The 12,252-nt window shown below is 69.4% G+C and carries 13 protein-coding genes and 1 pseudogene; 10 read left to right on the forward strand and 4 right to left on the reverse strand.

Going from position 1 to position 12,252, the window contains the following annotated elements:
- Positions 1-420: 420 nt before the first annotated feature.
- Positions 421-1,425 carry a 4-hydroxy-3-methylbut-2-enyl diphosphate reductase gene (locus tag QH290_RS05310; protein ID WP_280268501.1) on the reverse strand — a complete coding sequence of 335 codons (1,005 nt, stop codon included), beginning with the start codon at positions 1,423-1,425 and terminating at the stop codon, positions 421-423.
- A gap of 199 nt (positions 1,426-1,624) precedes the next feature.
- Here QH290_RS05310 and QH290_RS05315 point away from each other — a divergent pair, with 199 nt between their 5' ends.
- From QH290_RS05315 to QH290_RS05330, 4 genes are read left to right on the forward strand one after another with little or no spacing between them, the layout of a single operon-like run.
- Positions 1,625-2,230 (forward strand): lipid droplet-associated protein, encoded by a 606-nt coding sequence (locus tag QH290_RS05315; RefSeq protein ID WP_280268502.1) that lies wholly within the window; start codon positions 1,625-1,627, stop codon positions 2,228-2,230.
- A 52-nt stretch (positions 2,231-2,282) separates the two neighbouring features.
- Entirely contained in the window at positions 2,283-3,593 is a 1,311-nt protein-coding gene (gene xseA, locus QH290_RS05320) for an exodeoxyribonuclease VII large subunit (protein WP_280268503.1), read from the forward strand.
- A complete protein-coding gene (locus tag QH290_RS05325) occupies positions 3,580-3,807 on the forward strand; it encodes an exodeoxyribonuclease VII small subunit (RefSeq protein WP_280268504.1) in 228 nt (75 codons plus the stop codon). Before xseA ends, QH290_RS05325 begins: the two co-directional genes overlap by 14 nt.
- A 4-nt stretch (positions 3,808-3,811) precedes the next feature.
- Positions 3,812-4,156 carry a VOC family protein gene (locus QH290_RS05330; RefSeq protein WP_280268505.1) on the forward strand — a complete coding sequence of 115 codons (345 nt, stop codon included), beginning with the start codon at positions 3,812-3,814 and terminating at the stop codon, positions 4,154-4,156.
- A 19-nt stretch (positions 4,157-4,175) separates the two neighbouring features.
- Here QH290_RS05330 and QH290_RS05335 read toward each other — a convergent pair whose 3' ends face one another.
- Together QH290_RS05335 and QH290_RS05340 are read right to left on the reverse strand one after the other, a co-directional pair.
- A complete protein-coding gene (locus QH290_RS05335; protein WP_280268506.1) occupies positions 4,176-5,063 on the reverse strand; it encodes a phosphotransferase family protein in 888 nt (295 codons plus the stop codon).
- Between the two features lie 66 nt (positions 5,064-5,129).
- Positions 5,130-5,696, reverse strand: a complete 567-nt coding sequence (locus tag QH290_RS05340; RefSeq protein ID WP_280268507.1) for a DUF4245 domain-containing protein — start codon at positions 5,694-5,696, stop codon at positions 5,130-5,132.
- A 114-nt stretch (positions 5,697-5,810) separates the two neighbouring features.
- Between QH290_RS05340 and glpX the strand changes: the two genes are divergently transcribed.
- From glpX to QH290_RS05360, 4 genes are all read left to right on the forward strand, one after another.
- Positions 5,811-6,854, forward strand: a complete 1,044-nt coding sequence (glpX, locus tag QH290_RS05345; RefSeq protein WP_280268508.1) for a class II fructose-bisphosphatase — start codon at positions 5,811-5,813, stop codon at positions 6,852-6,854.
- 8 nt (positions 6,855-6,862) lie between these two features.
- Positions 6,863-7,762 (forward strand): phosphotransferase, encoded by a 900-nt coding sequence (locus QH290_RS05350; protein WP_280382134.1) that lies wholly within the window; start codon positions 6,863-6,865, stop codon positions 7,760-7,762.
- 41 nt (positions 7,763-7,803) lie between these two features.
- Entirely contained in the window at positions 7,804-8,094 is a 291-nt protein-coding gene (locus QH290_RS05355) for a TFIIB-type zinc ribbon-containing protein (protein WP_280382135.1), read from the forward strand.
- A 120-nt stretch (positions 8,095-8,214) separates the two neighbouring features.
- Complete coding sequence (locus QH290_RS05360) at positions 8,215-9,621, forward strand: class II fumarate hydratase (RefSeq protein WP_280268511.1); 1,407 nt, start codon at positions 8,215-8,217, stop codon at positions 9,619-9,621.
- A gap of 259 nt (positions 9,622-9,880) precedes the next feature.
- On the opposite strand, the gene QH290_RS05365 is transcribed toward QH290_RS05360, so the two are convergent.
- Positions 9,881-11,062, reverse strand: coding sequence for an FAD-dependent monooxygenase (locus QH290_RS05365; RefSeq protein WP_280382136.1), 1,182 nt, complete (start codon positions 11,060-11,062; stop codon positions 9,881-9,883).
- 107 nt (positions 11,063-11,169) lie between these two features.
- Here QH290_RS05365 and QH290_RS05370 point away from each other — a divergent pair, with 107 nt between their 5' ends.
- Both QH290_RS05370 and QH290_RS05375 read left to right on the forward strand, forming a co-directional pair.
- Entirely contained in the window at positions 11,170-11,889 is a 720-nt protein-coding gene (locus QH290_RS05370) for a TetR/AcrR family transcriptional regulator (RefSeq protein ID WP_280268513.1), read from the forward strand.
- 66 nt (positions 11,890-11,955) lie between these two features.
- Positions 11,956-12,252 (forward strand): annotated as a pseudogene (locus QH290_RS05375) (hypothetical protein); the annotation flags it as partial.

A 12,252-nucleotide genomic window follows, 5' to 3' on the forward strand; every position in this document is an offset into this window, starting at 1 on the left:
ATCGGCGCGCCCCCCCCCCCAAACCAAATTCCCCCCTTCTTTTTGGCCGAAACCGGTTTCCCGCCAAAACCCATGCCGGAAATCAGAGAGGCGGCCCGAGCGCGTCGGAAGCAAGGGAAGCTGCCCGAGCATGCCGGGAACGAAGGAGGCTATCCGAGCATGCCGGGAACGAAGGAGGCTATCCGAGCATGCCGGGAACGAGGGAAGCTGCCCGAGCATGCCGGGAACGAAGGAAGCTGCCCGAACGCGCCGCGAACGAAGGAAGCTATCCGAACGCGCCGCGAACGAAGGAAGCTGCCCGAACGCGCCGGGAACGAAGGAAGCTGCCCGAACGCGCCGGGAACGGCGGGAGGCGGTCCGCACGTGCCGGAGGCGGAAGGGAGGCTGCCCGCCGAACTGTCAGGACGGCGGGCAGAGTGGTCAGCGGCGGGCGGCGCGGAGTTCGCGGGGGAGGGCGAAGACCAGGGTTTCGTTGGCGGTGGTTACCGGCTGTACCTCGCCGTAGCCGTGTTCGGCCAGCAGGTCCAGGACGCCGCGGACGAGGATGTCGGGGACCGAGGCGCCGGAGGTGACGCCGATCGTGCGGACGCCCTCGAACCAGGCCGGATCGACCTCGCGGGCGAAGTCGACCAGGTACGAGGCCCCGGCCCCGGCGCCGAGGGCCACCTCGACCAGGCGCTTGGAGTTCGAGGAGTTGCGCGAGCCGACCACGATCACCAGATCGCACTCCGGCGCCATCGCCTTCACGGCGGTCTGGCGGTTGGAGGTGGCGTAACAGATGTCGTCGCTCGGCGGGTCCTGCAGCTTCGGGAAGCGCTCCCGCAGCCGCTGCACCGTCTCCATGGTCTCGTCGACCGACAGCGTGGTCTGCGACAGCCAGATCACCTTGTTCTCGTCGCGCACGGTGACGGCGTCGACCGATTCGGGGCCGTCGACCAGCTGGACATGGTCGGGCGCCTCGCCGGCGGTGCCCTCCACCTCCTCGTGGCCCTCGTGGCCGATGAGAAGGATGTCGTAGTCGTCGCGGGCGAAGCGCTTGGCCTCCTGGTGCACCTTGGTCACCAGCGGGCAGGTCGCGTCGATGGTGTGCAGGCCGCGGGCCGCGGCCGACGCGTGCACCGCGGGCGACACGCCGTGCGCGGAGAACACCACGGTGGCCCCCTCGGGCACCTCGTCGGTCTCGTCGACGAAGATCACGCCGCGCTCGCGCAGCGTCTCCACGACGTGCCGGTTGTGCACGATCTCCTTGCGGACGTAGACCGGGGCGCCGTGCTTTTCCAGCGTGCGCTCCACGGTTTCCACCGCGCGGTCCACACCGGCACAGTAGCCGCGCGGTTCGGCGAGCAGCACGCGCTTGGCCGCGCCGGTCGCACCCGACCCGGCCGACCGCGCGATTCCTACATTCAACGGGATAGCCGAGGACATGTCCCACAGCTTACGTGCGCGAGGGACGACGCGCCCAGGCGGCGGCCCGCCGACTACGGGGTGTATTCGGCCGAATCGCCGACCCCGCCGAATACACCCCGATATCGGCGACCGGCGGCAGAACTGATTTAGTAGAGATATGGGTAATTCTCCCGGCCCCACCCTTTGCATCACACCGCGTTTCGGGCACGCTATGACCATGTTTCGACCGCCGTTTTTCGCCCGCGTTGCCGCCGGGGCAGCCGTGTACGCCCTCGAGGAAACCCGTCGGCTACCCACTGCGGCAGTGAATTTCCCGATCACCGCCATCAGCCAGCTGCTGCAGACCACGATGCACGCGCAGCAGTTCGTGACCAGCCTCGCCCTGAAGGGCGACGCGGTATTCGACCGCCTGGCCAATCGCCCGGTCGAGCAGCCGGAGTGGGCCACTTTCGACGAGGATCTCGAGCCCGAGCAAACCTTCGGCTCCCCTGCCGACCCGGCCCACATGAGCCGCTTCGACATGTTCTCCGAGCCCGAGCCGGAACCCGAGCGGGAGCCGGAACCCGAACCGGCCCCGTCCGAATCCGTCACCGTCGCAACGGCTTCCACCAACGGCAGCGGCGGCAGCGTCGAGGTGATCGAGCCCGAGGTCGCCACCCGTTACGACTACACCAATATGACGCTGGCGCAGCTGCGCGCCCGCCTGCGCATGCTCAGTGTCGAAGATCTCACCGCCCTGCTCGCCTACGAGCAGCAGACCCGCGACCGGGCGCCGTTCGTGACCATGCTGACGAACCGAATCGCCACCGTGCGGGCCCAGTGAGGGAACGCAGCGAGGCCACCATCGCGGTGACCGCGCGCGGCGGGGCGCGGCGGTGACCGAGCGCAGCGAAGCGCCGGTCGACCGGGCCGGGGGCAACCGGCCCCCGAATTCGGCCGAGCAGCCGTGGCCGGTGCGCAGCATCGCCATCAAGGTCGCGCAGTGGATCGAGCGGCTGGGCAGCGTCTGGGTGGAGGGGCAGATCACCCAGATCTCGCTGCGGCCGGGCGCCCGCACCGCCTTCCTGGTCCTGCGCGATCCGGCGGCCGATATGTCGCTGTCGGTGACCTGCGCGCCGGAGCTGCTGCGCAATTCGCCGGTGCCGCTGCAGGAGGGCAGCCGCGTCGTCGTCTACGGCAAGCTGTCGTATTTCACCGGGCGCGGCACGATCTCGTTGCGGGTCACCGAGATTCGGCCGGTCGGCATCGGCGAACTGCTGGCCCGGATCGAGCGGCTGAAGGCCCTGCTGGACGCCGAGGGCCTGTTCGATCCGCGCCTGAAGCGCCCGATTCCCTTCCTGCCCAAGGCGATCGGCCTGATCACCGGCCGCGCGAGCGCCGCCGAGCACGACGTGCTGACCGTGGCGCGGCAGCGCTGGCCCGCGGTCCGGTTCGAGGTGCGCAACACGGCGGTGCAGGGCCCGACGGCGGTGCCGCAGATCCTCGACGCGCTGGCCGAACTCGACCGGAATCCCGACGTCGAGGTGATCGTGCTGGCCCGCGGCGGCGGCAGCGTCGAGGATCTGCTCCCGTTCTCCGACGAGACGCTGTGCCGCGCCGTCGTCGCGGCCACCACGCCGATCGTCAGCGCCATCGGGCACGAGCCGGACAATCCGATCTCCGACCACGTCGCCGATCTGCGCGCGGCCACGCCGACCGACGCCGCCGAGCGGATCGTCCCGGACGCGGCGGCCGAACTGGCGCTGGTCCACGAGTTGCGCGAGCGGTCGGCGGCGGCGCTGCGCGGCTGGGTGCAACGCGAATCGCGCGCCCTCGAGCAGCTGCGTTCGCGGCCGGTGCTGGCCGAACCGCTGCGCCTGCTCGAGCAGCGGCACGAGGACGTCGCGCGGCTGCGCGCCGCCACGCACCGCGCCGTGGATCACCTGCTCACCACCGAATCCACCGCCACCCGGCATCTGCGCGACAAGCTCACCGCGGTCGGCCCCGCGGCCACCATGGCCCGGGGATACGCGGTGGTGCAACGGGTTTCGGGCCGGGAGCGGCACGTGATCCGCGCCGTCGCCGACGCGCCCCCGGGCAGTCAGCTGCGCATCCGGGTCGCCGACGGCGCGATCAGCGCCGCGACGCTGGGCAGTCAGGGTGTGGGGACACGACATACGAAGGAGGCGAACGATGACCGACAGTGACCTCGCCGAGATCGCGACGTTCGGCTACGAGCGCGCCCGCGACGAGCTCGTCAACGTCGTGAAGATGCTGGAGCAGGGCGGGATGGATCTCGACGATTCGCTGGCGCTGTGGGAGCGCGGCGAGGCGCTGGCCACCCGCTGCGAGGAGCATCTCGCCGGGGCGCGCAAGCGAGTCGAGGACGCCCTGTCTCGACGCGACACCGAAAGCGAGTAGTTCCATGGGGATTCGCCGCGCGGTTCCGGATCTGCAACCCGCCGACATGGAGCGCACCCGGGAGTTCTATCGGCGGCTCGGCTTCGAGGAGGTCATGGACCTCGGCTGGGTGGTCACGCTGGCCTCGCCCACGAACCCGACCGCGCAGATCATTCTCTTCGGCGCGAATGCCGAACAGCCGCAACCGAATATCAGCGTCGAGGTCGACGACGTGGACGCCGTCCACGAGTCCATGGTGGCCGCGGGCGCCGACATCGTCTACGCGCTGCGCGACGAACCGTGGGGCGTACGAAGGTTTTTCGTGCGCGACCCGGACGGCACGATCGTCAACGTCGTCAGCCACGGCTGACCGCTTCGGCTCCCGGCGCTCAGCTGAGCATCCGCACCAGGCGGTCGTGCACCATCCGCCAGCTGTCGGGACCGAGGTCGTGTTCCGACAGCATCTCCAGCATCCGCACCACCTGCAGCGCCCGAACCCGCTGCACGAGAGCCGGATCCGCCGGATCGATACCGGCACCGTCCAGGAAGGCGGGGAAGGCGGAGGTGAACACCTCGGGCCCGGCGAAGCTCACCGACCACGCCCACCACGCCACATCGAACAGCGGATCGGCCAGCCGCACCGACTCGAAGTCCAGCAGCCCGGTGATCGAGGTGCCTTCGACGAGCACGTTCACCGGTGCGAAATCGCCGTGTGCGAGCACGGCGGGCCGACCCTCGAACAGGTCGGGAAGGTCGGCCAGCACCGTCTCCAGCGCCTCGCGCTGCGCGGCGGACAGCGCGGTCGCCAGGCATTCCGCCCAGGCGTCGGCGCGCGCGGCGAGATAGCGCGGCCGCGCCCACGCATCGTCGAGATCGAGATCGTCGCAGGACAATTCGGAGAAATCGGCAAGCATCGCCCCCATCGACCACGCCACGAGCGGAAACCGCGGGCCGCGCAGCCCCGTCTCCGGGCTGTCGGGCACCGGAACGCCCGGTAGCGCCTCGAACACGATCCACGGCGGGTCGGCGTCGAGACCCGAGTGCCGGACGGCGGGTATCGCAATCCCCTTGTCCGCGGCCGGTTTCCGCAGCGCGTCCATGACCCGCACCCGGCGCTCCCCGTCGGCACGATGCCGGTATCGCTGCAGTACGACGCGCGTTTCGTCGGCGAGAGTCACGATGTCGGTGTGGTTCTGAGTACCCCATTCGGCAGGTATCGCCGCGCTGACCTCTTGCCCCACCGTCTGCTCGAGCCAGCCGATATCCGCGCGTTCCACTTGCCTGACGTTAGCGGGAGTACCCGGGCCCACGCCACGAAACGGCGCGCCCGCGATCGGATCGGACTACGGTGCGACCGGCTGCGCCGATCCGACCGCGCCCGCCAGCGTCTTGTAGGCGTCCTGGTTCCCGGCGCCCTTCACCAGCGCGCGGACCGGACCGAAGTCGGTGATCCAGGCCGGTTCGCTGCCGTCGACGTGGTACACGGTCCAGCTGTGGTCGCCGATCTGCTGGGTACCGCTGCGCGCGCGGGTGCCCAGCGTGTGATTGGCGAGCGCGTCGGCGGTCGCGCTGGACTGCGACAACTGCATGTAGGTGCCCTGCGGTGTGATGAAGCCGACGGTGCTCATCGGTCCACCGCCTGCGCCGGACACGGTGTCGCGGCTGCCGGAGTTGGGCTGCCAATCCTCGGGCAGGGCGGGCTCGCGGATCGGGAACGGCAGGGTCCGCGCGTCGTCGCGCAGGGCGGCGTGCGCGTCGAAGACCGGGATCTTACCCGGCGTCGGGCCGTTCGCCGAGAAGCTGCACTGGCTGGCGATCGCGGCGATCACCAGGCAGATCAGCACCAGCGGAAGCAACGACCAGAACAGGTCCTTGTAATCGTGCTGACTGCGCGGCTTCTGGTACGACACGCCCCAAGTATCCACGTCCGCGGCGGTCGGCCGCCGCACGGGCTCCCGCACTCGAGGCCGTAAACCGTCTGCGACAATTCACCCAGCAGTAGACAACTCGAGGAGGCACCACACATGACGGCACCCAAGCCCGCACCCAGCCGCCGTGAGGCCCCGGACCGCAACCTGGCACTGGAATTGGTCCGGGTGACCGAGGCAGGCGCGATGGCGGCGGGCCGCTGGGTCGGCCGCGGCGACAAGGAGGGCGGCGACGGTGCCGCGGTGGACGCGATGCGCCAGCTCGTGTCCACGGTGTCGATGCGCGGCATCGTCGTGATCGGCGAGGGCGAGAAGGACGAGGCGCCCATGCTGTACAACGGCGAGGAGGTCGGCGACGGCACCGGACCGGACGTCGACTTCGCGGTCGATCCGATCGACGGCACCACGCTGATGTCGAAGGGCTCGCCCGGCGCGATCGCGGTGCTGGCGGTGGCCGAGCGGGGCGCGATGTTCGACCCGTCGGCGGTGTTCTACATGGACAAGATCGCCGTCGGCCCGGAGGCCGCCGATGTGATCGATCTGTCCGCGCCGATCGCGGAGAACCTGCGCCGGGTCGCCAAGGCCAAGGGTTCCTCGGTCTCCGACCTCACGGTGTGCGTCCTGGACCGTCCCCGCCACGCCCGCCACATCCAGGAGGTGCGCGACGCCGGGGCCCGCATCCGGCTGATCTCCGACGGTGACGTGGCCGGTGCCATCGCCACCGCCCGCCCGGATTCCGGTACCGACGTGCTGATCGGCGTCGGCGGCACCCCCGAGGGCATCATCGCCGCCGCCGCGATGCGCTGCATGGGCGGCGCCATGCAGGGCAAGCTGGCCCCGAAGGACGACGAGGAGCGGCAGAAGGCCATCGACGCGGGCCACGACCTGGACCGCATCCTGTCCACCGAGGATCTGGTCTCCGGCGAGAACGTCTTCTTCTGCGCCACCGGCGTGACCGACGGCGATCTGCTACGCGGCGTGCGCTACTTCGGCGGCGGCGCGTCCACCCAGTCCATCGTGATGCGGTCGAAGTCCGGCACGGTGCGCATGATCGACGCCTACCACCGGCTCACCAAGCTGCGCGAATACTCCTCGGTCGACTTCCTCGGCGACGAGCACGCGGTCCCGCCGCTGCCCTGATCCCGCAGATGCCGCTCGACGGCGACTGGCTTGCCGCGCTGACCCGGACGGCCCGCGAGGCCGGTGCCGAGGGAGAACCCGAGGTGCTGTCCGACCGGGCCGACGGTCCGGTCGTCCGCGTGGGTGAGGTGGTCGCCAAGGCCCACGCGGCCGATACCGACGAGGCCGCGCTGCGCTCCCGCCTGCGCGTGGCGCGCGATCCGCGGCTGCGGGACGTCCTACTACCACCGCTGCCGATCGACGGCCGACTCCTGCGCCATCACCACGGGCGGCCGATCACGGTGTGGCAGTACGGCATTCCCGTCGACCCCGACGATCCGGATGCGGCGCCGTGGGAACAGGCCGCGGCACTGCTCGCCCGGCTGCACGCCACCGCCCCATCGCGCGTCACGACGACCATGACGGGCCTGCCGGCGGCCGGTGCCCCGGACCGTGTCCGGCGCGCCGTCTCCCGATTGCGTGCGGCGACGCATACCCATCCGGCGGCGGCCGCGGCGGTGCTGCGCGCCTCCGACCAGCTTCCGGAGCTGGAGAACTCTCCGAAAGCGCTGGTACACGGCGACTTTCACCTCGGCCAACTGGTCGTGGCGCCGGGCAGCGGTGAAAATCCTTGGCGCCTGATCGATGTCGACGACCTGGGCATGGGCGATCCGGCGTGGGATCTGGCCCGCCCCGCCGCATTCTTCGCCACCGGAATTCTCGAACCTGTTGCGTGGGAACGGTTCCTGATGGCCTATCGACGTCGCCGCGGTGCCGCGATCCCGCCCGGCGTCGACGAATGGACGGTCCTGGACATCCCGGCGCGGGCGCTGGTGATCCAGCACGCGGCGCTGGCGGTGGTGAAAGCCGGTCCGGCCCTGGACGATCTCGACACGGCGCTGATCGACGCCTGCCTGCGTATGCCCTAGCTCACGTATCGTGGTTGGCGCATATCGTCTACCTCGCATACGTGCAGGAGAACAGGGAGTTCGGCACCATGCACTGTCCCAAATGTCACGGTTCGATGCACACCTACAACCGCAATGGTGTACAGATCGAACAGTGCTCCAACTGCCGGGGGATCTTCCTCGACTACGGCGAACTCGAGCACCTGACGAGCTTCGCGTCGGGCTACGCGGCACCGCCGCCCCCGCCCGGCGCCGCCCCGGCCTGGGGCGCGCCGCATCACGGGTACGGCCACGGCCACGGGTATGGTCACGGCCACAAGCGCGGCTTCGGAAAGATGCTCTTCTCGTCCTGACCGGCGGTTCGAAGCGGCACCGGCCGCGCGGCTATTCCCTCGACGCCCGCGCCGCCGGTGTGCGAAAGCCCTCAGGCGTGGCAGCCCACTTCGGCTGTGCGCGGGCTTAGGGTCGGAAGTATGAGCGACGACCAGACGCAGTACCGCATCGAACACGACACCATGGGCGAGGTCCGCGTTCCGGTGAACGCGCTGTGGCGCGCGCAGACCCAGCGGGCGGTGGAGAACTTCCCGATCAGCGGCCGCGGCCTCGAGCGCGCCCAGATCCGCGCGCTCGGCCTGCTGAAGGCCGCCTGCGCGGCGGTGAACAAGGATCTGGGTCTGTTGGATGCGGCCAAGGCCGATGCGATCATCGCCGCCGCCACCGAGATCGCCGACGGCCGCCACGACGACCAGTTCCCGATCGATGTGTTCCAGACCGGCTCGGGCACCAGCTCCAATATGAACGCCAACGAGGTCATCGCGAGCCTGGCCGCCGGCAGCGGCACCACCGTGCACCCCAACGACGACGTGAACATGTCGCAGTCGTCCAACGACACCTTCCCCACCGCAACACATCTGGCCGCCACCGAGGCCGTGGTGACCGACCTGATTCCCGCCCTGGAACATCTGCGACTGCGCCTGCTGGACAAGGCCACCGAGTGGCGCACGGTCGTGAAGTCCGGCCGCACGCACCTGATGGACGCCGTCCCGGTGACGCTGGGCCAGGAGTTCGGCGGCTACACCCGGCAGGTCGCGTCGGGCATCGAGCGGCTGATCGCCACGCTGCCCCGGCTCGGTGAGCTGCCGATCGGCGGCACCGCGGTCGGCACCGGGCTCAACGCGCCCCACGGCTTCGGCGCGAAGGTCGTTGCGGAGCTGCGGAAGTCGACCGGACTCGACGAATTGTCCGAGGCGCGAGACCATTTCGAGGCGCAGGCCGCCCGCGACGGCCTGGTGGAGGTCTCGGGCGCGCTGCGCACCGTCGCGATCTCACTGACCAAGATTGCCAACGATATTCGCTGGATGGGCTCGGGACCGCTGACCGGCCTGGGCGAGATCCAGCTGCCGGATCTGCAGCCGGGCTCGTCGATCATGCCGGGCAAGGTGAATCCCGTCCTGCCCGAAGCGGTGACGCAGGTGGCCGCGCAGGTGATCGGCAACGACGCCGCGATCGCCTGGGGCGGCGGTAACGGCGCATTCGAATTGAATGTCTACATTCCGATGATGGCCCGCAATGTGCTCGAATCGATTCGCCTGCTCGCCAATGTGTCCCGGCTGTTCGCCGATAAATGCATCACGGGGCTGACGGCCGATGTCGAGCGCCTGCGCCGGCTGGCCGAATCCTCGCCCTCGATCGTCACGCCGCTGAATTCCGCCATCGGGTACGAGGAGGCGGCCGCGGTGGCGAAGGAGGCGCTGCAGGATCACAAGACGATTCGCCAGGCAGTTATCGACCGGGGACTCATCGGGGACAAGCTGTCCGAGGAAGAATTGGACCGGCGGCTGGATGTGCTGTCGATGGCGAAGGTGGACGGGGAGAAATAGCGGACACCCGGGTGCGCAGGTAGTGCCGCAGAACTGTGGTGCTACCTGCACATCCCGGCGGATGTTCCGTTACACGCCGACCAGACCCCTGATGAAGTCGTATACGTCGGCTCCGAAGTCCGCGAGTGCGGTGACGATGTCGAGAAGCATCGGTCTCTCCTTTCTTACATCCGCTCATTGAGCGGCTACTTGGCTAATCGCAAGCAACCCATTCGGTGTTTCACTCGATTTCGAAACATAAGAATGGACGTACGACCAATTATTCGGCAACGGACAGATCCGCCTCGTAGTCCTTCAGATCGATATCATTCGACATCTTGTCCCCCATCTTCGTCATCACCGCGAACAGGCGCGATCCGAGGAACCAGTTGCGCGCCCGGATGCCGAGCGCGGTCTTGGGCGCCAGGAAGCGGCCGGGGGTCGTCTTCCCCGCATCCTTGGCATAGCGGCGCATGATCTCGTCGTACCGGGCGAAGGCCACGATATGGTCGCCCGCCGCGGCCGCCAGCTCCCCGGCGAGCACGTAGGCGCCGACCACTGCGAGCCCGGTGCCGAACCCGCCCAGCGTATTTCCGTAGGCGGCGTCGCCGACCAATGCCACCCGCCCCCGGGTGTATCCGTCCTTCATCGTCACCCGGCTCAGCGAGTCCATGTAGAAGTCGTCCAGCCCCGGCAGCTCGGCGAGCATGCGCGGCACCGGCCCGGCGACACCGGCGAACGTGGCGGCCACGATGCGCCGCTGCGCGGCGATGTCGTCGCGGGCGTAGTCGAGTTCCGGCGAGGCGAACATGTACATCTGCGGCGCCTTGGACCCGCCGTCGACCGCGAGCCGCCCCGGGGCGCCGAACGCGTGGGCGACAGCGCGCTCGGGCGTGCCGCCGTTGTTCGTGGTCGATCCGGCGAGGCAGTAGTAGTAACCCAGGAACTCGACGTAGTCCGCCTCCGGCCCGAACGCCAGCCGCCGCACCCGCGAGTGCACACCGTCGGCACCGAACACCAGGTCGAAGGTGCACGCGTCCGCATGCTCGAACTCGACGTGGACGCCGGCGCCGGTCTCGGTCAGTGCGGTAATCGAGTCGCCGAACAGGTAGGCGCAGGCGCCCGACGTCCGCTCGTAGAGGATCTCGGCCAGGTCCCCGCGCAGGATCTCGACGTCACCTCCGGTGAATTCGCCTGAAATACAAGCCAATTCGTTCCCCTTCGGGTCGACGAACAGCATGTCGGTGCGCCCGGTCCGCCGGTGCTCGACGGCCTCGCGCACGCCCATGCGCTCCAGCACCGTCGCGTGCGTGCGGCCCTTGAAATCGACGGCCTGACCGCCGGGCCGCAGCGCGGGCGCGCGCTCCACCACGGTGACATCGAAGCCGTACCGGGCGAGCCAGTAGGCGAGGGACGGACCGGCGATGCTCGCGCCCGAGACCAGGACGGTGGTGTTGCGCATGGCGCCTACTCCTTCGGTAACTGCGTCCGGCGGACGCTATTGATATTTAATAGCGTATGGTGGACGCAGATTCTCGTCAAGCGCTTCTTTCGGGAAGGATGAGCACCATGTCCACACCGACCGCCCTCGACCTGCTGTGGGGCACCGGGCAGCGACCCAAGCGCGGCCCGAAACCGACGCTGACACTGGATCGGATCGTCGCCGAGGCGATCGCCGTCGCGGACGCCGAGGGGCTGGCGAACCTGTCCATGCAGCGACTGTCCGAGCGGCTCGGCTGCGCCAAGATGGCGCTGTACCGGTACGTGCCCGGCAAAGCCGAACTGACCGCGATGATGTTGGATATCGGCCTGGGCGAGCCGCCGAAAACCCTAGCGGCCGAAGCAGATTCGGCCGAGGAGCCGTGGCGGGCACAACTGCGGGCATGGGCCGTGACGATCTTCGGCCGCTACCGCGCCCACCCGTGGAGCCTCGAACTCCTGCCCGGCACGCGCCCGCTCGGCCCGAACGAGGTCCGGTGGCTGGAGGCGGCGCTCGCTCCGCTGTCCGGAACGGGCCTGACCGGCGCCGAGCGGCTCGATACCGTGGTGCTGCTGAACGGCCACGTGCGCAGCCTGGCGCATCAGACCGCGCCCATGGGCTACGAGCAGGCCGAGGCGGAACTGGCCCGTGCGATCGGCGAGGTCGTGGCCGCACACGCCGACCGGTTCCCCGAGGTGGTCGCCGCGTTCGCGGAGTCGGACCGGTCCGGCGGCCAGGAGAACGCCCTGCACTTCGGCATCGACCGCATTCTCGACGGCGTCGCAGCCCTCATCGCCGCCCGCGCCTGACCTCGCAGATCGGAAACACGGCGCGGAACACTCCCGGAGCGACCGCGCGGCGCATACAGTCGGAACATGTCCGAGCTACCCGAGTTACAGCAGGATGCGATCACCACCGTGCGCGAGTTCTTCGCGGCGCTCGAGATGGGCGCGGTGGACGAGGCGCTGGACCTGGTCGATCCCGACATCGTCTGGAAGAACACCTCACTGCCCGACGTCCGCGGGGCCGGGCGCGTCGGCGGCCTGCTGCGTGGGCTGAACCGGCCGTCTTTCGGATTCCGCGCCGGGATGTACCAAATAGCCGCGGGATACAACCGCGCCCCCCCCGCGGGGGGCCGCCCCGGGCTGACCGAGCGCATCGGCGACCGGGGG

The sequence above is a fragment of the Nocardia wallacei genome (assembly GCF_029869545.1).
In the GTDB taxonomy this organism is placed as follows: Bacteria; Actinomycetota; Actinomycetes; order Mycobacteriales; family Mycobacteriaceae; genus Nocardia; species Nocardia wallacei_A.